Below are 26249 nucleotides of genomic sequence, written 5' to 3' on the forward strand. Positions count from 1 at the left end.
CAAGGCTTGTAGGCCGATGGTAGCAATGGTTACTTTCTGGAATCAAATTCCAAAAAAACCAATGCTGGAGCCTTGTTTGATGCCTGCCGAACTTCCCGCTATCGACTGCGACGTCTTAATCATCGGCTCCGGCGCCGCCGGATTGTCAGCAGCCGTCACCGCTGCATGGCATGGCCTGAAAGTCATCGTCGTCGAAAAGGATTCGGTGTTCGGTGGCGCCACCGCGTGGTCGGGTGGCTGGGCGTGGGTGCCGTGCAATCCGCTGGCACGTCGCGCCGGCATCATCGAAGACGTCGAACAACCGCGCACCTATTTGCGCCATGAACTGGGCGAGCATTTCGATCCGGCGATGATCGACGCTTTCCTGGAAGCCGGGCCACGCATGGTTGCGTTTTTCGAGCAGCACACTGCCTTGCAATTCGCCGACGGCAATGCGATCGCCGACATCCATGGCGACACACCGGGCGCAGGCACCGGTGGTCGATCGGTGATCGCCGCACCCTACGATGGCCGCAAGGTCGGACGCTTGCTCAAGCGACTTCGCACGACCATGCGCGAAACGTCCTTCATGGGCATGCCGATCATGGCGGGCGCAGATCTGTCGGCGTTCCTCAACTTGACCCGTTCGCTGAAAGCCGCGTGGCACGTGACGCGACGATTCACTCGGCACTTGTTCGACTTCGCGGTGCATGGCCGGGCGATGCAACTGGTCAACGGCGTGGCGCTGGTGGCAAGGCTGGCGAAGTCCGCCGAAGACCTTGGCGTTCTGCTCTGGGAATCGGCGCCCGTAACGGAACTGCTGCGTGATGGCTCGCGCGTCTCGGGCGCGCAGGTCAGCACCCGCAAGGGCCCGATCCGCATTCATGCACGCAAAGCCGTAGTACTCGCCGCCGGTGGTTTTGCCAATGACATCGAGCGGCGCAAAGCCCTGTTCCCGCGCACGCCGACCGGTCACGAGCATTGGGCGCTGCCACCGCAGGCCATCAACGGCGATGGCCTGCGCCTGGGCGAAAGCGTCGGTGCACGGGTCAATACCGATGTGGCTTCGCCCGTGGCGTGGGCACCGGTTTCGCAAGTGCCACATTCCGACGGCAGCATCGGCCATTTCCCACACATCATCGAGCGCGGCAAACCCGGCATCATCGGCGTGCTCAGCAACGGTCAGCGTTTCGTCAACGAAGCCAACGGCTATTTCGACTACGTCAGCGCCATGGTTGCCGCCGCGCCTGAAGGTGAAGAAGTCGCCTCATGGCTGATCTGCACCCACGCTTTTCAACGCCGTTATGGCCTCGGCATATCGCGGCCATTTCCGCTGCCAGTGTCAGAATTTATCCGCAGCGGCTATCTGAAAAGCGGTAATAGTATTGAAGAATTGGCCCTCGCCTGCGGCATCGACCCGAGCGGCTTGCGCCAGACTGTGGATAACTACAACCGCCATGCCCGTCACGGCGAAGACCCGCAGTTCGGTCGCGGCGCAACACCCTACAACCGCAAACAGGGTGATCCGGCGAACCTTCCCAACCCCTGCGTTGCCCCAATAGATACCGGCCCGTACTACGCCGTAAAAGTCCAACCGGGCTGCTTCGGTACGTTTGCCGGCCTCAAGGTCAATCCACATGCGCAAGTGCTGGATGCCAACCAAAACCCCATCACCGGCCTCTACGCAGCGGGCGGCGACATGGCCAGCATCATGGGTGGCCACTACCCGGCGGGCGGGATCAACCTCGGCCCGGCACTGACTTTCGGCTACATCGCCGCCCGGCACATTGCCGGCATGACTGCTTTCGAACAGGAGATCGACCATGCAGCACATCGTTAACGCCCAAGGTTTGAACATGCCGAAACTCGGTCTCGGCACCTGGCCGATGCTCGGCGACGAATGCACCCGCGCCGTCGAGCAAGCGCTGGAATTGGGTTATCGACACATCGACACCGCGGCGGCCTACAACAACGAAGACGCGGTCGGACAAGCACTGGCGAATACGCCGACACCGCGCGAACAGATTCATGTCACCACCAAGGTCTGGTGGGATCAGCTGCAACCCGACGCGATGCGCCATTCCATGGACCGCAGCCTTAGCGCTTTGCGCAGCGACTACGTCGATCTGTTCATGATCCACTGGCCAGCCACCGACTGGGATCTGCCGCGCACCCTCGAGACGCTGGCATCGTTCAAGGAGCAGGGCCTGGCGCGCAACATCGGCGTGGCGAATTTTCCGCTGCCCCTGCTACGCAAAGTCATCGAGGAATATGGGATTGATCTGTCAGCGATTCAGGTCGAGTACCACGTCCTGCTCGGACAAAACGCCCTGCTCGACTACGCCCGTCAACACGATCTGGCGCTGACGGCCTACACGCCGCTGGCACGCAACAAGGTCTCGGACATCCCGCAGATTCAACAGATCGCCAAAAAGCACGGCGTATTGCCGACGCAGGTCGCACTGAAATGGTTGCTCGATCAGCCCAACGTTGCGGCCATTCCCAAGGCCAGCAGCCAGACCAATCAACTGGCCAACCTGGCCTCGCTGAAAGTCGAACTCGACGATGAAGACCGTGCTTTGATTGCCGCACTGCCGAAAAATCAACGCCAGGTCAGCCCGGATTTCGCACCGCAGTGGGATGCGTTTGATCGCTGATCGATGACCTGCTGAAAGAAACCCGCCAAGGGATTGAATTCCCAGGGCGGGTGATCGTCAATAACAGGCCCGACCTCGTCAGCACGAGGCCGGGCCTGTTTGCGTGTGGCCAATAGACGGACGACCGGACTGGCGCCACACTCACACAGCAGCAACACTCATCATCACCCGATACACACAGAGGATTCCCACATGCTATGGAAAAAAGGCCGACGCAGTGACAACGTCGTCGATGCCCGTGGTGATGATGCCGGCGGCGGTGGCGGCATGCGTTTCGGCGGCGGCAAAGGCCTGAGCCTGGGGGCCATCCTGCTGATTGTCGGCATTGGCTGGATCACCGGGCAGGATCCGCTGCAGATCCTCGGTCAGCTCGCCGGGCAATCGGGGCAACAAGCCGCGCCGACTTCGCAAACCCGTCAGGCGCCGCCGGCCAATGATGAACAGGCCGAATTCGTCCGCTCGATCCTTGGTGACACCGAAGACACCTGGGGTGCGGTTTTCCAGCAGGCTGGCCGGCAATATAAGGACCCGACCTTGGTGCTGTTCAGCAACCGGGTCAATTCCGCCTGCGGTCTGGCGACCTCGGCCACTGGCCCGTTCTATTGCCCGGCGGACCAGAAGGTTTATCTGGACATGGCGTTCTTCCAGGAGATGTCGCAACGCTTCAAGGCTGCCGGAGATTTCGCTCAGGCCTACGTAATCGCGCATGAAGTCGGACACCATGTGCAGACGCTTCTCGGTGTCTCGGCGAAAATTCAGACAGCCCGCCAGCAAGGTCGGCAAATGGAAGGCGACGGCGGTTTGCTGGTGCGTCAGGAATTGCAGGCCGACTGCCTCGCCGGCGTCTGGGCCTACAGCGCACAGAAGCGCTTGAACTGGCTGGAACCGGGCGACATCGAAGAGGCCTTGAATGCGGCCAACGCCATCGGTGATGATCGCTTGCAACAACAAGGTCAGGGCCGTGTGGTGCCGGACTCGTTTACCCACGGTACGTCGGCGCAAAGGGTGCGCTGGTTCAAAACCGGATTCGCACAGGGCCAGGTCGGCCAGTGCGACACCTTCGCGGCGAAAAACCTGTAAATGCATAAATGGCTTTTAGCGTTACTGATGGTTGGCAGCACCGCGCACGCCGCAGGTGTCGATGCGATCAGCCCCGGTCGTTTGCAACTCAAGGCCGGGGAAATGGCGGTAGGCATTGGTCCTGCGCCGGAGAAGATCGAGCGTGTGCTGATCGTCATTCATGGCCGGTTGCGCAACGCCGAGACCTATCGCAAAAGCGCCGAGAGCGCGGCCGAGCTGGCGGGACAAAGCCCCCACACGCTGGTGATTGCGCCGCAGTTCCTCAATGAAAGCGATGTCGCGCTGTACTCGCTCCCCGCTACGTTGCTGCGCTGGCAAGGCAACGAGTGGATGGGCGGCGGGTTATCCACAGGACCGAATCCGTTGAGTTCCTATGCGGCGCTCGATGAGATCGTCGCGCGGATCAGCGACCGCAAACAGTTTCCGGACGTGAAGCAGATCGTGATTTTCGGTCATTCCGGTGGCGGTCAAGTGGTGCAGCGTTATGCCCTGCTCGCCAAGGATCAGCCAGCGCTGAAGGCCAACGGCATTCGCTTGCGTTATGTGGTGGCCAATCCGTCGTCCTATGCGTATTTCAATGAGCAACGGCCGGTGGCGTTCGATCACGCCAAGTGCGCGGGTTTCAATCGCTGGAAGTACGGTCTGTCGGACATGCCGGTGTACGCCGGTGGGCAAACGCCGTTGCAGCTTGAGAGCGGTTACGTCAAACGCGAGGTGATTTATCTGCTTGGGCAGCAGGACACCGATCCTAACCATCCGGCGTTGGACAAGCGTTGTGAAGCCGAAGCGCAAGGGGCGTATCGCCTGGAGCGTGGCAAGTTTTACTTCGGCTATTTGCTGCGTCGCCATCCGGAAGGGGTGAATCAGCGGTTGGTTGAAGTGCCCGGGGTTGGGCATAACGGAGATGGAATGCTGACCTCGCCGGAGGGGCAGAAGGCGTTGTTCGAATAAGTTTTGTGCTGATTGATCTGACGCCATCGCGAGCAGGCTCACTCCTACAGGGGAACGCATTCAATTGTAGGAGTGAGCCTGCTCGCGATGAGGCCCGCTAAAGCAGCCAAGATTTCAGGCCAGCAGCATCCGCCGCAACTCGACACAATCCTTCGCATGCCAATCGGTCAGCTCCGGCCACGGGTTTTCCGGCAGATTCACCAGCACTGTCCGCGCGCCCGCCGCGCGGCCGCAATCCAGATCAAAGCGGTAATCACCGACCATCACCAGCTCACTCGCCGGCACGTCCCAAGCGTCTGCCAGTTTCAGCAAACCACCCGGATGCGGCTTCGGCGGTGCTTCATCACGGCCCAACACATCGTCCACCGCAAAACAGTCAGCCAAACCAATGGCCTCCAGCGTCACATGTGCCAATTCCCGCGCATTTCGGGTCAGAATGCCGAGGCGATAACCGCGTGCGTGCAGATCACGCACCAGCTCTACCGCCCCGTTGGCCGGGGTCGAACCCAGCGCCAGATCGCGCTCGTGCTCCAACAACCAGGCATGTTTCGCTGCTGCCTCATCCGCCGGCAATGCCGCAAGATGAGTGAGGATGTCGTCCTGCGGCGGAATCGCCAGCGCCACGCGAATCGCTGCAAAATCATGCACGGCGACGGTCAGCGTACCGTCCATGTCGAACACCCAGTGCTTCACATCCTTCAGGCTCATGCCCAATCCTTGCGATGGCGGATCAAGCCTTCCTGCGTCACCGAAGCCACCAATTGCCCGGCGCGGTTGTACACGCTGCCACGGGAGAAACCACGGGAATTGCCGGCCCACGGGCTGTCCATCGCATAGAGCAACCAGTCATCGGCGCGCAGATCGTTGTGGAACCACAGCGCGTGATCGAGGCTGGCGACCTGCATGTCTTTCTGCCAGACCGACTTGCCGTGGGGCAGCATCGACGTGGTCAGCAAGCCGAAGTCCGAGGCGTAGGCCAACAGGTATTTGTGCAGGGCCGGAATGTCGGCCAACGCACCGTCAGCACGGAACCACACGTACTTCACCGGATCCGCCGGTTGCGGGTTGTACGGGTCTTTTTCGGTGACCGGGCGCACTTCGATCGGCTTCGGGCACAGCAGTTTTTCACGCATGTGTTCCGGGATCAGGTGCGCGCGTTGCTGGGTCAATTCCAGCTCCGACGGCAGGTTTTCCGGACCGACCACCACCGGCATCTGGCTCTGGTGCTCAAAGCCTGCTTCGTCGTACTGAAACGAAGCACTGCAAGTGAAGATCGGATGGCCCTTCTGGATCGCCGTGACCCGACGAGTGCTGAAGCTGCCGCCATCGCGCACGCGATCAACCGAGTAGACCACCGGCAACTTGGCATCGCCCGGACGCAGGAAATAACCGTGCATCGAATGCACATGGCGCGCCTCTTCAACGGTCTGACTGGCCGCCGACAGCGACTGGCCGAGCACCTGGCCACCGAACAACTGACGGAAACCCAGATCCTGGCTGCGGCCACGGAACAGGTTTTCTTCGATCGGTTCCAGGGTCAGCAGGTCAACCAGATCTTCCAACACTTGGCTCATTCAGACTCTCCTCACACAAAGCTATGCCGCGCAGTCTTGGCTGCGGCGGCCGATTCAGATTCTGGCGCGGGCCAATGATATGGCGGCCATTGTAAACGTCCGTGTCGGCTTATCCATGCAAGGTTTGCAGCCATTGTTCGCGGGTGATGCGGTAGAGCACATGCCGGCGCAACGGATGATCGACGGCAAGCTTGGGGTGATCGAAATCATCGTCCGGGGCGTGATGCATGCCAATCGCCTGCATGACTTTCTCCGACGGCAGATTGGATTGCGCGGTGAAGGAGACGATTTCCTTCAAGGCCAAGCGATCAAAGCCGCAGCGTAGAGCGGTCCATGCCGCTTCACTTGCATAACCGAGCCCCCAATGTTCCTTGGCCAGGCGCCAGCCAATTTCCACCGCCGGGGTGAACGGCGCGTCGAAACCGACCACGCCGAGCCCGGTGAAACCGATGAATTCGCCGCTGTCCTTGCGCTCCAGCGCCCACAAGCCGAAACCGTGCTCGGCAAAATGCCCGCGCACGCGGCCGATCATTGAAGCGCTTTCCAGTCGGCTCAACGGGGCCGGAAAATAACGCATCACTTGAGGATCGGCGCACATCGCGGCAAATGCCGGCAAATCCTCGTCCTGCCACTGACGCATCAGCAAGCGCGCGCTTTCAAGTTCCAGTATCGGCTCCATCGTGCCCTCCGTTTCCATGCCGCAAGTCTACATCGCTGGTAGGATCCTTCACTCTTTCCTACGTTCCTACATGAAACCGCCATGCCACTGCCGCTGATCTACCACGAAGACTACAGCCCCGAGTTTCCGGCGGATCACCGCTTCCCGATGGACAAGTTTCGTTTGCTGCGCGATCACCTGGTCGACAGCGGTCTGACCCGCGATGCCGACCTGCTGCGCCCGGAGATCTGCCCCAACGACATCCTCGCCCTCGCCCATGACCGTGCGTATATCGAACGCTACATGAGCGGCGAGTTGTCCCGCGAAGACCAGCGGCGCCTCGGCCTGCCTTGGAACGAAGCGTTGGCAAGGCGTACGGTGCGGGCCGTCGGCGGTTCGATACTGGCGGCGGAAAAAGCCCTTGAGCATGGCCTCGCCTGCCACTTGGCCGGCGGCACCCATCATGCGCATTACGATTACCCGGCGGGCTTCTGCATTTTCAATGACCTGGCGATCATCAGCCATTACCTGCTGCAAAGCGGTCGCGTGAATCGCGTGCTGATCTTCGATTGCGATGTGCATCAGGGCGATGGCACCGCGCGAATCCTGCATGACACGCCGGAGGCGATTACCGTTTCCCTGCACTGCGAGAAGAATTTTCCTGCACGCAAGGCGGAAAGTGACTGGGATATTCCGCTGCCCAAAGGCATGGGCGATGGCGATTATTTGAAGGTGGTCGATGACACGCTCAGCTATTTGCTGCCGCTGTATCAACCGGATCTGGTGCTATACGACGCCGGCGTCGATGTGCACAAGGACGATGCCCTCGGTTATCTGCAACTGACCGACGCAGGCGTCGCCGCCCGTGATGAAAGCGTGATGCGCCATTGCCTGGGCCGCGATATTCCGGTGATGGGCGTGATTGGCGGCGGCTACAGCAAGGATCGCCACGCCCTCGCCCGTCGCCACGGCATCCTGCATCACAGCGCGCAACGGGTCTGGCAGTCACACGGTTGTCATTGAGTTGTGCTGCGTTACCCACAATCGCTGTGGAACGGCCTGTGGATAACCTGAGTGAAAGGGACTACAGGCCATATCCGACAGGGCCTACAGAGCACTGATCACTTTTCAACCAACAACTCAAGGCCACCTCAAATCCCTGTAGGAGTGAGCCTGCTCGCGATGCGTCAGCACCTTCAACATTAATTTGGCTGACACACCGCTATCGCGAGCAGGCTCACTCCTACAAGAGATCCGCGCTGTTAGAATGCGCGCCTTATCCCGCCATACCGCAGCGCATGCCATGACCCAGACTTCCGCCTCCTCCCCCGCTCACGTCGCCATCATTGGCGGTGGCCCCGCCGGCCTGATGGCCGCTGAAGTACTGAGCCAGGCCGGAATCCGCGTCGATCTCTACGACGGCATGCCCTCGGTGGGACGCAAGTTTCTGCTGGCCGGCGTCGGCGGCATGAACATCACCCACTCTGAAGCGTACCCGGCGTTTCTCTCGCGCTACGCCGAACGCGCGCCACAAATCGCCCCGCTGCTGCGCGGCTTCGACGCCGATGCGTTGTGCACATGGATTCACGATCTGGGCATCGAGACCTTTGTCGGCAGCTCCGGCCGCGTATTCCCCACCGACATGAAAGCCGCGCCGCTGCTGCGCGCCTGGCTCAAACGCTTACGCGACAGCGGCGTAGTTATCCACACCCGCCATCGCTGGCTCGGCTGGGATGAACACGGCGCGCTGCGCATCGACAGCCCGGAAGGTGAAATCACCGTCAAACCCGACGCCACCCTGCTCGCCCTCGGCGGCGGCAGTTGGTCGCGCCTCGGTTCCGACGGTGCCTGGATGCTGCCGCTGGAGCAACGCGGTGTAGGACTTGCGCCGTTGCAGCCAAGTAATTGTGGCTTCGAGGTGCAGGCTTGGAGCGAGTTGATGGTCAGCAAATTCGCCGGCGCACCGCTGAAAAATATCGCCATCGGTTTGAACGATGACACTCCACGCTTGGGCGAATGCGTGATCACCGCGACCGGCATTGAGGGCAGTTTGATTTATGCGCTGTCGGCGCCGATTCGTGAGGCGATCAATCAGTACGGCGCAGCGACCGTTCACATCGATCTGCTGCCCGGCCGGCCTGTGGATAAATTGCAGGCAGCGTTGAGCAAGCCTCGCGGTTCGCGTTCGATGGCCAAGCATTTGCACAGTCAGGTCGGGATTGATGGGGTGAAAGCGGCATTGCTGCGTGAGCTGACCGATGCTGCGACTTTCGCCGATCCGGCGCTATTGGCCCGGGCGATCAAGGCGTTGCCGCTGACCTTGGTGAAAACCCGTCCGCTGGACGAAGCGATCAGCAGCGCTGGTGGCGTGACGTTCGAGGCGATGGATGAGCGTTTGATGCTCAAGGCGTTGCCGGGGGTGTTCTGCGCGGGGGAGATGCTGGATTGGGAAGCACCGACGGGCGGGTATTTGCTGACGGGGTGTTTTGCCAGCGGGCGGGCGGCAGGGTTGGGGATTGTGCAGTGGTTCAAGTCCGAGGCGTCTGCCTGAACCCTCACCCCAGCCCTCTCCCAGAGGGAGAGGGGGCCGACCGAGGTGTCTCACGTCATCCATCGACCTGAAAGACCGAGTCGATTATGGATTTGGTCAGACGACCTAGGTGTCAGGCGAAAGCTTTGTCGATTATGGATTCACAGCCATAGGATCAAGTCGGCGTACTTCGCGAGCATCCCCCAATCAGTCCCCTCTCCCTTGGGGAGAGGGTTAGGGTGAGGGGCTTTTGACCTTAAGGCTTACGCTTGCGCGGTCCAGTGTTAAACACCGGCACTTTACGCACAGGCTTGACCGAAGGCTCCGGCGCCTGCGTCTCGCCGCTATCGACCCACTTACCCAGATTGCGCTTGCCACCACCACCCGAAGCTTTCGGCTTCTTCGGTTTTTTCGGCTTCTTGATCACCTGACCGCTGGCGTCGGTGTCCGGCACGCGGTGCTCAGGTTCGAAATCCGGCTCGTTCTGACGCTTCAAGGTCTGCCGTGTCAGCATTTCAATCGCCGACAACATGTTCACTTCATCCGCACACACCAGCGAAATCGCCTCACCGGTTGCGCCAGCACGGCCGGTACGGCCAATACGGTGAATGTAATCCTCAGCCACGATCGGCAGATCGAAGTTGATCACCAACGGCAGATCTTCGATATCCAGCCCCCGCGCCGCTACATCAGTCGCAACCAGAATCTGCACTTCACTGAGCTTGAAACGATCCAGCGCTCGCTGACGGGTTGCCTGCGGTTTATCACCATGGATACCGTCAGCATTCACACCAAGGCCCTGAAGTTTTTCCACCAGCGCATCCACACCGTTGCGGGTCTTGGCGAACACCAGCACCTGCTTCCACTTGTTCTTGCGCATCAAGTGCACGAACAGCTCAGCCTTGCGCTTCTTGTCCACCGTCACGATCCACTGCTTGACCGTGTTGGCAGCCACGTTGCGCGGGCTGACCTCGACGGTCAGCGGATCGTCGAGCATCTGCCCGGCCAGCAGGCGGATGTCATCGGAGAAGGTCGCGGAGAACAGCAGCGTCTGACGTTTCTTCGGCAGTGCGCGGTAGATGTTCGACAGTTCTTCGGAGAAGCCCAGATCGAGCATGCGATCGGCTTCGTCGAGCACCAGGGTTTGCAGCTGATTGAATTTCAGCGCCTTCTGGCGGAACAGGTCGAGCAGACGGCCCGGCGTCGCCACCAGCAGATCGACGCCGCCGCGCAGCTTCATCATTTGCGGGTTGATGCTGACGCCGCCGTATACCGCGTACGTGCGCAACGGCAGGTTTTCGGCGTACTGGCGCACGGCTTCGTGGACTTGTTCGGCCAGCTCACGGGTCGGCACCAGAATCAGCGCGCGCACCGAATTGGCGGCGACTTTCGGCCCTTCCATGGCCAGCAACTGCAGCAGCGGCAAGGCGAAACCGGCGGTTTTGCCGGTGCCGGTCTGCGCCGCTGCCATCAGGTCACGACCGGCCAGCACGGCCGGAATGGCTTGCGCCTGAACCGGCGTCGGGGTCTGGTAGCCGAGCTTCTCGAGGGAGCGCAGCAAGGGTTCGATCAGGCCAAGGGTGGCGAAAGTCATGGAAGTACCGTAGGAAAAAATGACGCAGGCATGCAATGCCGCGCAGTTTACCCTAATTCGTACGCGTTTCTGTGGGAACGGCTGTCGGCGCCACGACTGGCGGCTGTGCTGGCCGGCGCCACTGTGGCAAGCCAATCAACACCACGGCGCTGATGATCACCAGCATCGCCAGCGCTTCTTCGATGCCGATGGTCTCGCCAACGAACACGATCCCCAGCAACACCGCCACCGCCGGGTTGACGTAGGCATAACTGGTCGCCGCCGCCGGACGCACGTGCTTGAGCAGGTACATATAAGAGTTGAAGGCGATGATCGAGCCGAAGAAGATCAGGTACGCCAGCGCCAGCCAGCCTTCAATCGGCGGCACAGCTTGCAAGTGTTCACCACTGACGGCGCTACCAATCAGCAGCACCACACCGCCAACGAGCATTTCCACCGCACTGGCCATCGCCCCCTGCGGCAATGGCAGATGCTTGCTCCATACCGAACCGAACGCCCAGGTCGCCGCTGCGAAAATCAGCAACGCCGCGCCCAGCGGACTCGATTGCAGGTTGGAACCCATGTTGAGCATGGCGATACCGATAATCCCCAACGCCACCCCGGCCCACTCCAGACGGGTATTGCGCGCGCCCCAGAAATATCCACAGAGCAAGGTGAACAATGGCACCGTTGCCACCGCCAACGCCGCCACGCCGGAGGCCACACCGGTGTGCTCAGCCACACTCACCGCGCCATTACCAAAACTCAACAGCAAAATCCCGATGATACCCGCCGCTTTCCACTGCGCCCAGGTCGGCGCCGGTGCCCCGCGCCAGCGCAGAAAGGCATACATCAACGTACCCGCGATCACAAAGCGCACACCGCCGAGCATCAGCGGTGGCCAGTACTCGACGCCGATGCGGATCACCAGATAGGTCGATCCCCAAATCACATACAACGCAAAAAACGCGGCGATCAGCGGCAAGGAAAAACGGCGCAAGGCAGGCATGGGCAGCTCGAAAGTCTGGGCAGGGGATGGATTATTCTAGAAAGGCCCACGACTAAAAATAAGTTACAAAACCTGTTTATAGCGCCGGTACACTTTGGAAAGAACGGAGATCGACGGCTTAAGCCGTGATTTCGAAAGTCTGGCATTTTCAGGAGTCCGGCCTTGGATAAATACGACCGCATGCTGCTCAGCGCCCTGTTGGAAAACGGCCGTGCGTCCTACGCCGACCTGGCGCGCAAAGTTAACCTCTCCGCCCCGGCAGTTGCCGAGCGCGTGGCCAAGCTTGAGGCATCGGGGGTGATCACCGGCTATGAGGCGAAAATTGACCTGTCGAAAATCGGCCTGCCGATCCAGTGCATGATCGAATTGCGCCTGCACCAGAACGGCAGTCAGAAGGTTTACGACGAACTGGTGAAAATCCCGCAACTGACCGAATGCTTTCGAGTGACAGGTGATCCGTGCGTGATGATGAAGGCTGCGGTGGGATCGATGACGGAGCTGGAGGAGTTGATCAATCGCGTGGCGAAGTTTGGTTTCAGCAAGACCTCGATTGTGCTGTCGAGCGCCATCGAAAAGCGCGTGCCACTCAGCCAGATCGAAGGCAACGGCAAATCCTGAGGATGATGATTCCTCCCTGTAGGAGTGAGCCTGCTCGCGATAGCGGCGCGTCAGTCGAAACGAATGTTGACTGACACACCGTCATCGCGAGCAGGCTCACTCCTACAGGGGGTCTGTGTTGGGCTTGGGATCAGCGATAGCGCTGCAGGTGCTCGCTGACTTTGGCGGCGGGGACTTTCTGCAACTTGCACAGCAGGTCATGCGATAGCTCGCTGACGCCGTGCTTGTGCCGCAACTCATCAGCCAGATGCGCCATCAGATTGGCCGCCATCTCGGCATCGGCCATGGCCCGGTGAGCCTGGCCTGTGTGCGGCAAACGCGCAAACGTGGTGAGCGTACCGAGCTTGTGGTTCGGCGCCGCCGGCATCAGACGCCGGGCCAGCAGCAACGAACAGGCAAAGTTCTGCAACCGCGTGCGTTTGATCCGTCCCAACTCAAAATCCCAGAACTTCTGGTCGAAGGATGCGTTGTGCGCTACCAGCGGCGTGCAGCCGACAAACTCATTGACCTCTTCCATCACCCGCTCCGCCGGCGGCGCGGTGCGCAGCATGGCGTTGCTGATGCCGGTCAGTTGCTCGATAAACGCCGGAACGCGGACGCCGGCGTTCATCAGGCTCTGGTAACGCTCGACGATGCGGCCGTTCTCCAGCATGACCACGGCGATTTCCGTGGCGCGGCAGTTGCTGTTCGGCGACAGGCCAGTGGTTTCAAAGTCGATGACTGCAATGCGTTCCAAACCGGGTTCAACTCCGTACAAATCAATTCTTCAGTAGCTGTTCAATTCTTCAGCAGCAGCGCGCCTTCGATCGGCACGTAACGGCTGGCGGCGCGGATCAGCGAGTTGGCGGTCAGGCCCGGCACGCCGTAGGCGACCGCTTGCACGCCGTGTTTGCTGATAATGCGTTCGAGCAGCATGTCGAAATCGCCGTCACCGGAGGCCAGGACAATTTCGTCGACGTGGTCGGCGGCGTCCATGATGTCGAGGGTGATGCCCACGTCCCAGTCGCCCTTGGCCGAGCCGTCGCTGCGCTGGATGTAGGGTTTGAGTTTCACGGTGAAGCCGAGGTTGCGCAGGATCTGCTGGAACTGCTGCTGCTTGCTGTCGCCACGGTCGATCGCGTAGGCGTAGGCCTCGACGATCTGCCCGTCCTTGCTGATGTCTGCCCACAATGCGGCGTAGTTGAAGTGACAACCATAGGCCTGACGCACGGTGTAGTAGAGGTTCTGCACGTCGGCGAACACTGCGATTTTTTTCACCGGAGTTCCTGTGGGCGCGCAAGCGCACGAAGCGGGATCAGGCGCCAGGCCCGAAAAAGGCGCTCAGTATGCCAGCCATCAGGAGGGTTCCGCGAATAATCGGCCCGGAGCCCTCAAGGGCTCCGGACGAATGGTGAGTCAGACGAAGGAATCGTCGTCATCAAAGAACGAGGAATTGTCGTTGCCGTAGTCGGTGTCGGTGAAGCCGCCCTGGTCATTGCCTGAGAAGCCGTTATCGGCCACACGCTGATCATCGCCCCAGCCGTTGCTGCTCTGGTCGGCGACCTGCGCCGGCTCTTCCTTGATCACTTCAACGATTTCTTCCGGTTGCTGATTGTGATGGAACAAGCTGCTGATGCCCTGCGCCAGCATCACGCCACCGGCCACACCGGCGGCGGTTTTCAAGGCGCCGCCGAGGAAGCTGCTGCCGGCCGCCGGAGCGGCTTGCTGCGCATAGTTAGGCGGCGCTGCGCCGAAGTTCTGTTGTGGCGCAGGAGCACCGAAGTTCTGCTGCGGTGCCGGCTCACGCCAACCGCCAGTGGACGCCGGGGCGGCGCTCTGGGTCGGCGCCGGACGCGGGCTGCCACCAAAAATGCTCGACAGGAAACCGCCACCACCGCTCGGCGCCGGTGCGGCACTCTGCGCTTTGGCCGATTGCAGTTCAGCCTGCAACTGCTGGACCTGTTGAGTCAGTTGCTTGTTCTGCTCATCGAGGCTTTTGAGCGCCGCCTCTTGCACCAGAATCGCCTGGGTCATGAAATAACCTGCCGCTGGCTGGCGGGTCAGGTGTTCCTTGATCCGCGCCTCAGCCTGGGCATCGCGCGGGGCTGCCTCCGTTTCGGCCTGTTGCAGCCGGGAAAACAGTCCATCGATCAGGGTTTGCTCTTCGCTGTTCATGGCGACCTCGTAGATTGCCGGGGATAACATTGCCCTCGTCCACGTTGGCCGAGGTGCTCTCCTGTAATGGAGACGGTGACAAAACGTTTCAATGACCTTTACCGAATGTTTACGTTTGTGTCGCGCCAGCCATCATCGGTTAAAGTGAGCCACTGTTTTCGACCTGCGATACCGACTGATGAATGCCCTCGAAGTGCTGCGCGACTCTCTGTATTTTTTCAAACGCCATTTGGGCAGCATCGTACGGTTGTGCCTGCCGCTGGTGATTTTCGAAGCGTTTTTACAACAAGTGGTCGATCGCGCCAGCGGGCCGGAAAATATCTCGGCCATCAGTATCGTCGTCGGTCTGCTGGTGTATCCGCTGTACACCGCAGCGCTGATCCTGTTCCTCGATGCGCGCAGCCGTGGCGAAGCGCCGCGCAACCGTGACCTGCTGGCAATGGCCGCCACTCTGTGGCCGCGCTTCGCGTTGCTCACGGCGCTCAATACCTTGCTGATTCTGTTGGGCCTGTCGCTGTATTTCCTGCCAGGCCTGATGCTGATGGTCATGCTCGCGTTCGGCGAATACCTGTTGGTGCTGCGCGGCATGGGGCCTTTGCAGGCGATGAAAGAAAGCCTGCGCCTGACCCGTGGACACTTCTGGCGGATCCTGCTGTGCATTCTCTGTGTGATGACGCCACTGTGGTTGCTCAAAGGCGCGACATTGGCGGTGTACCCCGAGCCGCAGAATCCGCTGATTGCCGTACTGATCGACAGTGCTCACAGCTTCCTGCAACTGTTCACCAGCGTGGTGTTGTTCCGCCTGTTCATGCTGATCAGCGAATTGCCTGACAAACGCGACAGAGTGGTCTGACAGCACTGCGCTTGGGCTTCGAGACGGCCGTCAGGTATGCTCGGGCCACTTTCTGTAACGCTATAAGCCGAGCCATGACCCGTCTACTGCGCTACACCCTGTTTCTTTCTGTGCTCGCCCTTGTGCTGATTGGCGCGCTGATCTTCAGCCTGACCTGGCGCCCGGACGCCCGCGAAACCCTGCCAGTCAGTTGCACGGGAACGCCACCGACGCTGGTGCCGGGCCAGGCGCTGAAAGTCATGACCTGGAACGTGCAGTATCTGGCCGGCAAGCGTTACGTGTTCTGGAATGATCTGGCCCAGGGCAACGATGAAGCGCCGACACAGGAAGACATGGCCTTCAGCCTCGACGAAGTGGCGCGGGTGATCCGCGACGAGCAGCCCGATGTGGTGCTGTTGCAGGAGCTCGATGACGGCGCCAAGGCCAGCGATTATCAGAACCAGCTAAAACTGTTGCAGGAACGCGTCGCCGACCTGTACCCGTGCAGCGCCAGCGCATTCGACTGGAAAGCCGATTTCGTCCCTGATCGACACGTTTTCGGCAGCGTTGGCCGGCAACTGGCAACCCTGAGCCGCTATCGCATCGAACACGCCGAACGCCTGCAATTGCCGGTTGCTGCGGCCAATTTCATCAGCCGTCAATTCCAGCCAAAAGACGCCCTGCTCGCGACCAAACTGCCCCTGAGCGATGGTGGGCAACTGACCGTTTTCAATACCCATCTGGAGCGTGCCAGCCAGCCCGATGACACGTTGCAGGCGCAAGTGAGCGCCGTGGCCAAAGTGCTCGACAAGTACGAAAGTCAGGGCCTGCCATGGTTGATCGGTGGCGATTTCAATCTGCTGCCGCTCGGCCAGTTCCGCCGCCTGCCTGCCGAGCAGCGCACGCCCTACTCCGCCGACAGCGAACTGCATCTGCTGTGGGACAAGTACCCGATGATCCCGACCAACAACGAAGCCAGCGGCATCGACCGTGCGCAGTGGCTGACCCACTACCCCAACGACCCCGGCCTGAATGGCCCGGATCGCACGGTCGACTATCTGTTTTACAGCCCGAAGATCAAACGGGTGGAAGCGAGGGTGCGCCAGGACGATACGCTGCGCATCTCCGATCATCTGCCGGTGATTGCGCGCTTCCTGCTGCCGGCGGCGCCCTAGGCAGGGCCGAGGAACATCGACCCGTCGCCCGAATTGACGATATGGAATCTCATGAAAATCTTATTGGTGTGCAAGGACATTGGTGGTTACGCGCGCAAACTGGCGGACTACCTGATGATCGACAATGACGTGTGTTTCATCGATACGTCAGCGATGCAGAACAGCTTTGATCGAGCGCCGAAGATCCTGCGCCGCCCGCTTAAACGCTGGGCGCAGTTACGCCAGTTCAAGAAGAGTATCGGTGCCTCAGGGCGCTTTGACGTTGCGTTGATCATCAACCCGGCGCAAATCGAGCCTAAGCAACTGACCGCCGGCCTCAATGCCAGCGAGCGCAAGATCGCCTACCTCTACGACAGTTTCAGTCGCTGGCCGATGACCCGGGAAGAACTTGCCGGTTATGACGAGGTGTTTTCTTTCGACCCGCAGAATGCTGAAAGCTACGGCCTGAAAAAGCTCCACAACTTCATTTACGACGACTACACCGCAGACGGCGAACCCGGTGAATACTCGGCGTTTGTGGTAATGGCGGGCAAGGATCGGGTGCCGGCACTTGAAGGCCTGGCGCAGGCATTCGATCGTCTCGGGGTGACCGATTACAAGTTTCTGGTGCAGTGCAAACCGATCCCGGGCGCGCATCCGGGTATCACGTTCTTCGAGCAGAGAATGTCACTGGCGTCTGTTGGCGAACTGGTAAAGCGCTCGCGCATCATTCTGGACATTTCCAAGCCTGGCCAGGCCGGGTTGAGCTTCCGTTTCTTTGAAGCCATGGCTTCACGAAAAAAAGTCATCACCACCAACAAGAGCGTGGTCGACTATGACTTTTACAACCCGGCGAACATCCTGGTCATTGATGAGGCCAACCCGGTGATTCCTGAACGGTTCATTACTGATCCGTATGTCGATGTGCCTGAACCCATCTACCAGCAATACACCCTGCAGGGCTGGGTCAGAACCGTGTTTGCCCAGCAGTGAAATCACATCGCCGGCTGCCCCACAATGGCCAGGTGACATGACCGTTGGATCAATGCACTTCTTCCAGGTCATCATGCAGCAACCCGAAGATCTGCCGCTTCATGTCAATGAACGAGCGCTCCATGACCATGTCGAGCGAGCGCGGACGTTCGATTGGCACGTCGAGAATCTGCTTGATCCGCCCCGGTTTCGCGCCCATCACATAGACCCGATCGCCGAGCAGAATGGCTTCGTCGATGTCATGGGTGACGAACAACACGGTCTTCTTGCTGTTGCCCCACACCCGCAGTAACAACTGCTGCATCTGCAGACGTGTCTGGCTATCGAGCGCACCGAACGGTTCGTCCATCAGTAGAATCTGCGGATCATTGGCCAGTGCGCGGGCGATCGCCACGCGCTGCATCATCCCGCCCGACAGTTGCTTGGCGTAGTTGTCGGCGAACCCGCCGAGGCCGACTTCGTTGACGTAATAATCGACGATCTCCTTGCGCCGCGCCGCCGGCATGCCGCGGCGTTTGAGGCCGAACTCGACGTTCTGCCGCACGGTCAGCCACGGGAACAGCGTGTAACTCTGAAAGACCATGCCGCGATCCGCACCGGGGCCTTGCACTTGCTGGCCGCCGACGTAGATCTCACCGGAGGTCGGCTCAGCCAGACCGGCGGTCAGGTACAACAGGCTCGACTTGCCACAACCCGATGGCCCGACCAGCACGGCAAACTGCTGATCCGGCACCTCGAACGAAACTTCTTCCAGCGCGGTAAACGTGCCGCCGTCAGGTTTCCTGTAACGCAGGCTGACCTTGTCCACCTGCAAGCGCGGCGCGGCTTGTGCCGGGGTCGCAACGGGTTCGATAAAACGATGATTGGCAGCAGTCACTGAGCCCATGCGGCAACCCTCAGGCGGAGAAAACGGAACAGTTGATCGGTGACCAGACCGAGCAGGCCGATGATCGCGATGGCGAGGAAAATCACGTCGACCTGAAAACCGCGCATGGCCTTCAGGCTCAGGTAACCCAAACCGCTGGACGCGGCGACCAGTTCAGCCACCACCAGATACGTCCAGGCCCAGCCCATAGTTACCCGTAGGGTATCGAGCACGCCCGGCACCGAGGCCGGCGCGATCACATGCAACACCGCATCGCGGCGACTGGAACCCAAGGTGTAGGAGGCGTTGATCAGGTCCTTGGAAATGCCTTTCGAGACGTCGGCGATCATCACCAACTGCTGAAAGAACACACCGAAGATAATCACCGACACGCGCTGCTCCAGACCGATGCCGATCCACAAGATGAACAGCGGCACAAACGAGGTCACCGGCAGGTAACGAATGAAGTTCACCAGCGGTTCAAGGAACGCCTGAACGATACGGAAGCTGCCCATCAGCAACCCCAACGGCACCGCCACCAACGACGACACGATGAAGCCGACCATCACCACTTCGACACTCGCCCACACATGTGTGCCGAGTGTGCCGTCGCGGCCCAGGCGCACGGCGGCTTCAACCACCGCGCCCGGCGTCGGCAAAAACATCCCTGGGACGATGCCGCCGTAAGACAGCCCGGCCCACAGGCCGACCAACAACACCCAGGCCAGAGCGCTGGCGCTCCACACCACTTGCACCGGCAACGCGGTTTTTGGCGTGAGGCTGCGGCTCAGCCACGAATTGCGCTTGAACATTGCACACCTCCTAGAGCGGGCTGACGAAACGGTTGTCGACCAGCTCGTCGTTGCTGACGTTGTAAGGTTTGCCCTGCAATTCGCTGGCGGTTTCGTTGGCCAGTTTGATCAGCGCTGCGCTGTCACCCGGTTTGCCCGGTGAGCCCAAGAGCTTCTCGCTCATGGCTTGATCGTAGAAACGCACGCCTTGCGCGGCGGCGGCCAGTTCCTTCGGATCGGACAGGTAACCGCCGACACCTTTGGCCATGATTTTGTAAGCGTCTTCCGGATGATCCTTGGTGTATTGCACGGCTTTGTACAACCCGGCGACCAAAGCCTTGACGTCTTCCGGCTGCTTCTCGATCACGCTGCAATTAAGCGCGACCACATCGACGATCACGCCGGGGGTGCTGCTGCTGTCGATCAGCACTTTGCCCTGCTGCTTGTCGCGGACCATCGACAGGTGCGGCTCCCAGGTCACGGCAGCGGGCACGCGACCGGCGATGAACGCGGTGGCGGCATCATCTGCGGTCATGTTCTGCACGGTGATGTCGCTCATCTTCATGCCGTTCTTTTTCAGCAAATAGGAGAGCCAGAACTGCGAGGTCGAACCTTCGTTGACGGCCACGGATTTGCCCTTGAGCTCTTGCAGGCTTTTCACATCCTTGCCGACCAGCACGCCATCGCCGCCATGGCTATCATCCAGCGCCGCGACTGCTTTGAAGCAGAACTGCGGGCGGTATTTGAGCACTTCATCGATGGTCGACGCCGAGCCGGACAGTTGCCCGGACGCCTGCGCGGCCATGTACATCGACGCCTCTTCGACCACCGGCAATTCGACGGTCAGACCGTTTTCCTTGAAATAGCCCAGGTCCTGAGCCAGATACAGGGTGCCGTAGCCGACCCACGTGGTGTGGCCGATGGACAGGGTCCCGGCCTGGGCGCTGGTCGCGACCGTGGCGGCAAGAGCAGTGATTGCCAGAGGGTGAGTGAGACGGAGACACAAGGACTTGATCATGGAGCACTCCCGACGCTGTTGATTTAGTTTTGTCATGGGCAGTACGGTCGCCGGCCGTTGTGCAGTTGCTGCCATGGGTCTCTCGCGGACGTTTGGGCGGACAACATTCGGCTGGCGGGCAAGATCGATGGTGGCCCATGTGCGCGGTGAGGAAAATCAGGAAATTGTTGGCTGCAAATGATGAAAAAACTGGGTAGTGCGCACTGCTAAAGGGCGGGGATTGCGGGGATGCGCGAGGTGGGTGCAGATTGGGGATTTTCGGCGGCTGGGAGAATGCTATCGCTGGCAAGCCAGCTCCCACAGGGATCGTGGATGTGCCTGGATTGTGTGAACAACGCTGAAACCTGTGGGAGCTGGCTTGCCAGCGATGGTGCCGAAGCAGTCAATATCCATGCTGCTGACCCACCGCATTCGCGAGCAAGCTCGCGAAGGGGACAACTCGGTCTCAGCGCAACTGGAACCAGGTGGTTTTCAACTGGGTGTATTTGTCGAACGAGTGCAGCGACAAATCGCGGCCAAAGCCCGATTGCTTGCCGCCGCCGAAAGGCACCGTCACATCCAGCGCATCCACCGTGTTGACCGACACCGTACCCGCTCGCAACTGCCGCGCCACACGATGCGCGCGGTTGAGGTCATCGGTCCACAACGACGCCGCCAGTCCATACACACTGTCATTGGCCAGCCGAATAGCCTCGGCCTCATCATCGAACGGCATCACCGCCAGCACTGGCCCGAATACCTCTTCGCGAAACAGCGGCATGTCGGCGGTTACACCGGTGAAAATCGTCGGCTCAACGAAGTTGTCAGAGCCATTCAAGCGCCGCTGCCCACCGCCACAAACCCGGGTCGCCCCCGACTGCTCGGCGTTGCGAATGAAGCGCATGATGCCCGCCGTCTGCCTGTGATCAACGATGGCGCCAGCGCTGCTCTGCGGATCCAGCGGATCACCGGGTAACCACCGTTCAGCCTGTGCTTTCAGCCGTTCAACGAACTCATCATGAATCGAACGCTCCACCAGCAAGCGCGAATTGGCCGAGCAGACTTCGCCCTGATTGAAGAAGATCCCGAACGCCGCTTTCTCCGCCGCCAGATCCAGATCCTGACAATCGGCGAACACCAGATTGGCGCTCTTGCCACCGCATTCCAGCCACACCTGTTTGAGGTTGGATCGAGCTGAATATTCCATGAAGTATTTACCCACCTGCGTCGAGCCGGTGAACACCAGGCAATCGACATCCGCGTGCAAACCCAACGCCTTGCCGGTCTGTTCGCCAAGCCCCGGCAACACGTTCAACGCACCCGCTGGCAGCCCCGCTTCCAGCGCCAGCTCAGCCAGACGCAAGGCCGAAAACGGCGATTGCTCGGCCGGTTTTAAAATCACCGAATTGCCCGCCGCCAGCGCCGGGGCGAGTTTCCACGCGGCCATGTCCAATGGGAAATTCCACGGCACCACAGCAGCGACTACACCGAGTGCTTCACGGGTGATGGTCGCCAGCACATTCGGCGCACTGGGCGCGACCTGATCGTAGAGTTTGTCGATGCTTTCGGCGTACCAGCGAAACACCCCGGCGGCGCCCGGCACGTCGATGCTGTAAGCGTCCATCACCGGTTTGCCCATGTTCAGCGAGTCGAGCAAGGCCAGCTCTTCGCGATGACTCATCAGCAGATCAGCCAAGCGCAGCAGCACTTGCTTGCGCTCGGCCGGCGGGCGTTGCGACCAGGTGCCAGCCTCGAACACCTGACGCGCATTGCGCACCGCCGCGTCCACATCCTCTTCGCCACACGCAGCGACATTCGCCAGGCATTGCCCGGTCGCCGGGTTGATCGCGGCAAAGGTCTGCCCCGATTGCGCAGCGCAATGTTTGCCGTCGATCACGGCCTGATCGGGAAACTTCAATGCAACGGCGCGGCGCTGCCACTCTGCAAGCTCGAACACGACGGATGCTCCTGAGACGTTATTGTGCCTCGATGGTCGCTCAGGCCCGCACGGGCTAAAAATAGTAAAAATGTCTTCGCAGGCAATAAAAACACTGGGCAATGACTTCCCCCAAACGCTGCACAGGTGGCTATGGTTGAAGGATAAAAACATCGTCGTGCAATGGACGTGGCGGCGCACAAATTGCTTTGAAGTCGAGTCCGCTCGTCCTGAGGTTTGCCGTGGCCGCCTACAATTTGCGTCAGTTGAAGTATTTCATCACCACCGTCGAATGCGGCAGCGTTGCCGAGGCTTCACGCAAGCTGTACATCGCGCAGCCGGCGATTTCCACCGCGATCAAAGGACTGGAAGACAGCTTCGGTGTGCAACTGCTGATCCGTCATCACGCCCAAGGTGTGTCACTGACGCCAAGCGGTGCGCGTTTTTTTCGCAAGGCCCAAGAGTTGCTGCGCATGGCCAAGGAGTTCGAACAGAACGCCCTCGCCGACAACGACGTAGTCGCCGGGCAGATCGATATTGGTTGTTTCGAAACGGTCGCGCCGTTGTACCTGCCGCAGTTGATCGCCGGGTTTTCGGCGCTGTATCCGGGCGTGAAAATCCGCATTCGCGACGGTGAACAGCAAGAGCTGGTGCAAGGCCTGACGTCAGGCGCGTTCGATCTGGTGATTCTGTATGAACATGAACTCGACGCGACCATCCAGACCGAACCGCTGATGCCGGCGCAACGCCCGTATGCGCTATTGCCCGCCGACCACCGTTTTGCCCAATACAAACAAGTGTCGCTGCGCGATCTGTGTCTGGATCCGATGATCCTGCTCGACGTGCAGCCGAGCCGGACTTACTTCGTCAGCCTGTTTGAAGAACTGGGGCTGACGCCGCGCATCGAGTTCAGCTCGCCGTCGATTGAAATGGTACGCGGGATGGTCGGCCAGGGTTTCGGCTTCTCGATTCTGGTGACCAAACCGCATTCGGAATGCACCTACGACGGCAAGAAAGTCGTGTGCGTGGACATCGTCGAAGATGTCACCGGTTCGGGTTTGGTCGCGGCATGGCTCAAGCGCGGGCAACTGACCAAACCGGCGCAGTTGTTCGCCGATTATTGCCGCGAACAACTGACCGCAAAGACTCACCTTTAACAGCAAAGATCGCAGCCTGCGGCAGCTCCTACAGTATGTCGGTGTCGTACCGTCATTTTGTGGCCGACTTCAATTCGGTAGGAGCTGCCGAAGGCTGCGATCTTTTGCTCTTCAGGTGCCGCGCGGTTTGGCTCGCGCGGTCGCTTCGGCCACCAGCGGATCATCCGGCCAATAGTGCTTCGGATAGCGGCCCTTCAAATCCTTCTTCACCTCGGCATAGGTGCTGCGCCAGAAGTTGGCCAAATCCTGCGTCACCTGCACCGGCCGCCGCGCCGGCGACAGCAGATGTAACTTGACCACCTGCCGCCCGCCCGCAATCCGTGGCGTGTCCGCCAGCCCGAACAACTCCTGCAAACGTACAGCCAGAATCGGTGGAAACTCGCTGTAGTCCAGACGAATCGACGACCCCGACGGCACACTCAGATGATGCGGCGCCAGCTCATCGAGCTTTTGCGGCAGCGGCCATGGCAGCAGATTGCGGACGATGCTCGACAGATCGAGATTGGCAAAATGACTGAGTCGCGAGACCTTGCCCAGATACGGCATCAGCCAGTCTTCGAGGGTATCGAGCAACGTCGCATCGCTGACATCCGGCCATTGACTGTCGTCCTGATTGTTCAATTCCAACTGCCGCAACAACGCCACGCGCGCCTGCCACTGGCGCAGCTCCGGCGTCCACGGCAGCAGCTCCAGTCCCTTGCGCCGCACCAGATTGACCAGTGCCTGACTGCGCGCATTTTCATCGAGACCGGTCAGCGGTTCACGGCTGAGAATCAGCTCGCCGACCTTGCGCTGCCGCTCGGCGCGCAACACGCCTTCGCGCTCGTCCCAGTCCAGTTGATCGACGTTGCGTACCTGTTCGGCGAGCACTGAATCGAACAGCGCCGGATCGAAATCCGCCGCCAGATAAATCCGCTCTTCGCGCTGGCCCTGACGGCTGCCGAGGTCGGCAATGACGATCCACGGCTCTTTCATCAGGCTGTCGGCTTCGGCGAATAGCGCCGCACGACCATTGGCCAGGCGATATTCGGCGCCACCGGCACGCCGCTGTTGCGCGACGCGATCCGGATACGCCAGCGCCAGCAAGGCGCCGAGCCAACGCGGATGATCGGGATCGCTGACCGGCTCGCTGGCCTTGCCGCGCAAGTAACCGCGATATTGCCGCGCCAGTTGCTTGGCGCGCTGCACACCACCCTGCGCACCTCGAGCCGCACGTTCTTCACCCGAGAGCAGTACCAGCCGACTGTGCAGATCGGCCCCGGCGCCACGCAAGATATCGCGCTCGCCGAGCAACGCGGCGACATCGCACGCCATGTTGGCCAGACCCAACGCTTGCCCCCGCAGCAGCAAATGGCCGATGCGTGGATGCGCCGGCAACTCAGCCATGGCCTGACCATGAGTGGTCAGCGCTTCACCTTCCAGCGCGCCAAGCCTTTGCAACAAATCCTGCGCCTGCGTATAAGCCGCCGCTGGCGGGACATCCAGCCAGACCAGTTCGCCCGGCGTCACGCCCCAGCGCCCCAGTTGCAGGGCGAGGCTGGCAAGATCCGCCGAAAGAATTTCCGCGCTGCCATACGCTGCCAATTGTTCGTGCTGATCCTGCGACCACAAGCGATAACAAACACCCGGTTCCAGTCGCCCCGCCCGGCCCGCGCGCTGAGTGGCACTGGCCTTGGAAATCCGCTGGGTATCGAGACGCGTCATGCCGCTGCCGGGATCGAAACGCGGCACCCGCGCCAGCCCGGCGTCGATGACTACGCGCACACCGTTGATGGTCAGACTGGTCTCGGCGATATTGGTCGCCAGCACCACTTTGCGCTGCCCGGCCGGCGCCGGATCGATCGCCGCACGTTGCGCATTGAGGTCGAGTTCACCGTGCAACGGACACAGCAATACATCGCTGCGTGAGCCGATGGCATCGGCCAATTGCTGGTGGACGCGACGAATCTCGGCCTGCCCCGGCAGAAACACCAACAGACTGCCGGTTTCGTCGTGCAGCGCTTCAAGCACGGTTTGCGTGACACGTTGATCAATGTATTCGCCGGGCTGAAACGGACGGCCCCAGCGCATCGTCACCGGATACATGCGGCCTTCGCTGCGCAGGATCGGCGCATCATCCAGCAACCCGGCCAGACGTTCACCTTCGAGCGTGGCCGACATCAGCAAAATCTTCAGCGGCTGTTCAGCGCGGAACAGCTCGCGACCGTTCAGACTCAAGGCCAGCGCCAGATCGGCGTCGAGGCTGCGTTCGTGAAATTCGTCAAAGATCAGCAGACCCACGCCTTCCAGCGTCGGGTCATCCTGCAGACGCCGGGTGAGAATGCCTTCGGTGACCACTTCGATACGCGTATCGGGGCCGACCTTGCTGTCGAGACGGATGCGATAACCGACGGTTTCCCCGACCTTTTCGCCCAGCTCACTGGCCAGACGTTCTGCCGCCGCACGCGCGGCGAGACGGCGCGGCTCGAGCATCAGAATGGTCTGCCCGGCCAGCCACGCTTCATTGAGCAAGGCCAAGGGCACACGGGTGGTTTTACCGGCGCCGGGCGGTGCTTCGAGCACGGCTTCGTGGCGCGTCGCCAAGGCTTCACGCAGAGCGGGTAAAACGTCATCGATTGGCAAAGAAATCATGCTGGCTCCAAAACAGAGGCCCGAGTATAACGGCGAACTGGCGGGCGTTCGTCAGGGTCTTAACTTCACACGACGACGCTTCGTTCTTAGATCAATCAGGAGATTTCCCC

24 protein-coding genes are annotated in these 26249 nt (G+C 60.5%); 11 read left to right on the top strand and 13 right to left on the bottom strand.

The features are described 5' to 3' along the window. The first annotated feature begins 79 nt into the window (after nucleotides 1–79). The 4 genes from ACM6JQ_RS28580 (at nucleotide 80) to ACM6JQ_RS28595 (ending at nucleotide 4667) form a co-directional block, all read left to right on the top strand. Nucleotides 80–1819, top strand: coding sequence for an FAD-dependent oxidoreductase (locus ACM6JQ_RS28580; RefSeq protein WP_007909713.1), 1740 nt, complete (start codon nucleotides 80–82; stop codon nucleotides 1817–1819). Beyond that, the gene (locus ACM6JQ_RS28585; protein WP_414895074.1) at nucleotides 1803–2636 is read left to right on the top strand and encodes an aldo/keto reductase; all 834 of its coding nucleotides are present in this window, start codon (nucleotides 1803–1805) and stop codon (nucleotides 2634–2636) included. Before ACM6JQ_RS28580 ends, ACM6JQ_RS28585 begins: the two co-directional genes overlap by 17 nt. 192 nt (nucleotides 2637–2828) lie before the next feature. Next, the gene (locus ACM6JQ_RS28590; protein WP_123375888.1) at nucleotides 2829–3716 is read left to right on the top strand and encodes a neutral zinc metallopeptidase; all 888 of its coding nucleotides are present in this window, start codon (nucleotides 2829–2831) and stop codon (nucleotides 3714–3716) included. After that, complete coding sequence (locus tag ACM6JQ_RS28595; protein WP_414895075.1) at nucleotides 3717–4667, top strand: alpha/beta hydrolase family protein; 951 nt, start codon at nucleotides 3717–3719, stop codon at nucleotides 4665–4667. Nucleotides 4668–4781: 114 nt separating this feature from the next. Here the strand turns inward: ACM6JQ_RS28595 and ACM6JQ_RS28600 are convergent, their stop codons facing one another. From ACM6JQ_RS28600 to ACM6JQ_RS28610, 3 genes are all read right to left on the bottom strand, one after another. Continuing rightward, a complete protein-coding gene (locus ACM6JQ_RS28600; protein ID WP_007909708.1) occupies nucleotides 4782–5375 on the bottom strand; it encodes an HAD family hydrolase in 594 nt (197 codons plus the stop codon). Continuing rightward, nucleotides 5372–6241 (bottom strand): acyl-CoA thioesterase II, encoded by an 870-nt coding sequence (tesB, locus tag ACM6JQ_RS28605; protein ID WP_003228466.1) that lies wholly within the window; start codon nucleotides 6239–6241, stop codon nucleotides 5372–5374. Before tesB ends, ACM6JQ_RS28600 begins: the two co-directional genes overlap by 4 nt. 109 nt (nucleotides 6242–6350) lie before the next feature. After that, a complete protein-coding gene (locus tag ACM6JQ_RS28610) occupies nucleotides 6351–6920 on the bottom strand; it encodes a GNAT family N-acetyltransferase (RefSeq protein WP_038361818.1) in 570 nt (189 codons plus the stop codon). Between the two features lie 81 nt (nucleotides 6921–7001). Here ACM6JQ_RS28610 and ACM6JQ_RS28615 point away from each other — a divergent pair, with 81 nt between their 5' ends. Continuing rightward, nucleotides 7002–7922, top strand: a complete 921-nt coding sequence (locus tag ACM6JQ_RS28615; RefSeq protein ID WP_007909706.1) for a histone deacetylase — start codon at nucleotides 7002–7004, stop codon at nucleotides 7920–7922. 280 nt (nucleotides 7923–8202) lie between these two features. Continuing rightward, nucleotides 8203–9450, top strand: coding sequence for a TIGR03862 family flavoprotein (locus ACM6JQ_RS28620; protein ID WP_414895076.1), 1248 nt, complete (start codon nucleotides 8203–8205; stop codon nucleotides 9448–9450). Nucleotides 9451–9685: 235 nt separating this feature from the next. Here ACM6JQ_RS28620 and ACM6JQ_RS28625 read toward each other — a convergent pair whose 3' ends face one another. Continuing rightward, on the bottom strand, nucleotides 9686–11023 hold the full coding sequence (locus ACM6JQ_RS28625; protein ID WP_007909704.1) for a DEAD/DEAH box helicase: 1338 nt from the start codon (nucleotides 11021–11023) through the stop codon (nucleotides 9686–9688). A gap of 52 nt (nucleotides 11024–11075) precedes the next feature. After that, nucleotides 11076–12011: a drug/metabolite exporter YedA gene (gene yedA, locus ACM6JQ_RS28630; RefSeq protein ID WP_095114045.1), complete on the bottom strand. Its 936-nt coding sequence runs from the start codon at nucleotides 12009–12011 to the stop codon at nucleotides 11076–11078. 162 nt (nucleotides 12012–12173) lie between these two features. Here yedA and ACM6JQ_RS28635 point away from each other — a divergent pair, with 162 nt between their 5' ends. Then, nucleotides 12174–12629, top strand: a complete 456-nt coding sequence (locus tag ACM6JQ_RS28635) for an Lrp/AsnC family transcriptional regulator (protein ID WP_123375885.1) — start codon at nucleotides 12174–12176, stop codon at nucleotides 12627–12629. A gap of 130 nt (nucleotides 12630–12759) precedes the next feature. On the opposite strand, the gene ACM6JQ_RS28640 is transcribed toward ACM6JQ_RS28635, so the two are convergent. The 3 genes from ACM6JQ_RS28640 to ACM6JQ_RS28650 form a co-directional block, all read right to left on the bottom strand. After that, nucleotides 12760–13365 carry a PolC-type DNA polymerase III gene (locus ACM6JQ_RS28640; RefSeq protein WP_123375884.1) on the bottom strand — a complete coding sequence of 202 codons (606 nt, stop codon included), beginning with the start codon at nucleotides 13363–13365 and terminating at the stop codon, nucleotides 12760–12762. Nucleotides 13366–13406: 41 nt separating this feature from the next. Continuing rightward, nucleotides 13407–13886 (bottom strand): NYN domain-containing protein, encoded by a 480-nt coding sequence (locus ACM6JQ_RS28645; protein ID WP_007949802.1) that lies wholly within the window; start codon nucleotides 13884–13886, stop codon nucleotides 13407–13409. Between the two features lie 138 nt (nucleotides 13887–14024). Then, nucleotides 14025–14783: a DUF2076 domain-containing protein gene (locus ACM6JQ_RS28650; protein WP_007909684.1), complete on the bottom strand. Its 759-nt coding sequence runs from the start codon at nucleotides 14781–14783 to the stop codon at nucleotides 14025–14027. Nucleotides 14784–14961: 178 nt separating this feature from the next. Here ACM6JQ_RS28650 and ACM6JQ_RS28655 point away from each other — a divergent pair, with 178 nt between their 5' ends. The 3 genes from ACM6JQ_RS28655 to ACM6JQ_RS28665 all read left to right on the top strand — a co-directional run bounded on the left by ACM6JQ_RS28655 (nucleotide 14962) and on the right by ACM6JQ_RS28665 (nucleotide 17762). Further along, nucleotides 14962–15636, top strand: a complete 675-nt coding sequence (locus tag ACM6JQ_RS28655) for a YciC family protein (protein WP_007909682.1) — start codon at nucleotides 14962–14964, stop codon at nucleotides 15634–15636. Between the two features lie 74 nt (nucleotides 15637–15710). After that, nucleotides 15711–16790, top strand: a complete 1080-nt coding sequence (locus ACM6JQ_RS28660; RefSeq protein WP_095114043.1) for an endonuclease/exonuclease/phosphatase family protein — start codon at nucleotides 15711–15713, stop codon at nucleotides 16788–16790. Nucleotides 16791–16841: 51 nt separating this feature from the next. Next, entirely contained in the window at nucleotides 16842–17762 is a 921-nt protein-coding gene (locus ACM6JQ_RS28665; RefSeq protein WP_414895077.1) for a hypothetical protein, read from the top strand. Between the two features lie 49 nt (nucleotides 17763–17811). Here the strand turns inward: ACM6JQ_RS28665 and ACM6JQ_RS28670 are convergent, their stop codons facing one another. The 4 genes from ACM6JQ_RS28670 to ACM6JQ_RS28685 form a co-directional block, all read right to left on the bottom strand. Beyond that, complete coding sequence (locus ACM6JQ_RS28670; RefSeq protein ID WP_007909677.1) at nucleotides 17812–18648, bottom strand: ABC transporter ATP-binding protein; 837 nt, start codon at nucleotides 18646–18648, stop codon at nucleotides 17812–17814. After that, nucleotides 18636–19439 carry an ABC transporter permease gene (locus ACM6JQ_RS28675; RefSeq protein ID WP_123375883.1) on the bottom strand — a complete coding sequence of 268 codons (804 nt, stop codon included), beginning with the start codon at nucleotides 19437–19439 and terminating at the stop codon, nucleotides 18636–18638. The genes ACM6JQ_RS28670 and ACM6JQ_RS28675 overlap by 13 nt, the downstream gene beginning before the upstream one ends. A gap of 10 nt (nucleotides 19440–19449) precedes the next feature. Continuing rightward, on the bottom strand, nucleotides 19450–20436 hold the full coding sequence (locus ACM6JQ_RS28680; RefSeq protein WP_095114041.1) for an ABC transporter substrate-binding protein: 987 nt from the start codon (nucleotides 20434–20436) through the stop codon (nucleotides 19450–19452). A 445-nt stretch (nucleotides 20437–20881) separates the two neighbouring features. Then, on the bottom strand, nucleotides 20882–22372 hold the full coding sequence (locus ACM6JQ_RS28685; RefSeq protein WP_414895078.1) for an aldehyde dehydrogenase: 1491 nt from the start codon (nucleotides 22370–22372) through the stop codon (nucleotides 20882–20884). A gap of 221 nt (nucleotides 22373–22593) precedes the next feature. Between ACM6JQ_RS28685 and ACM6JQ_RS28690 the strand changes: the two genes are divergently transcribed. Next, complete coding sequence (locus ACM6JQ_RS28690) at nucleotides 22594–23508, top strand: LysR family transcriptional regulator (RefSeq protein WP_095114039.1); 915 nt, start codon at nucleotides 22594–22596, stop codon at nucleotides 23506–23508. Nucleotides 23509–23619: 111 nt separating this feature from the next. Here the strand turns inward: ACM6JQ_RS28690 and hrpB are convergent, their stop codons facing one another. Beyond that, entirely contained in the window at nucleotides 23620–26139 is a 2520-nt protein-coding gene (hrpB, locus tag ACM6JQ_RS28695) for an ATP-dependent helicase HrpB (RefSeq protein WP_414895079.1), read from the bottom strand. Nucleotides 26140–26249: the final 110 nt, after the last annotated feature.

The sequence above is a fragment of the Pseudomonas sp. IT-232MI5 genome (assembly GCF_949767845.1).
In the GTDB taxonomy this organism is placed as follows: Bacteria; Pseudomonadota; Gammaproteobacteria; order Pseudomonadales; family Pseudomonadaceae; genus Aquipseudomonas.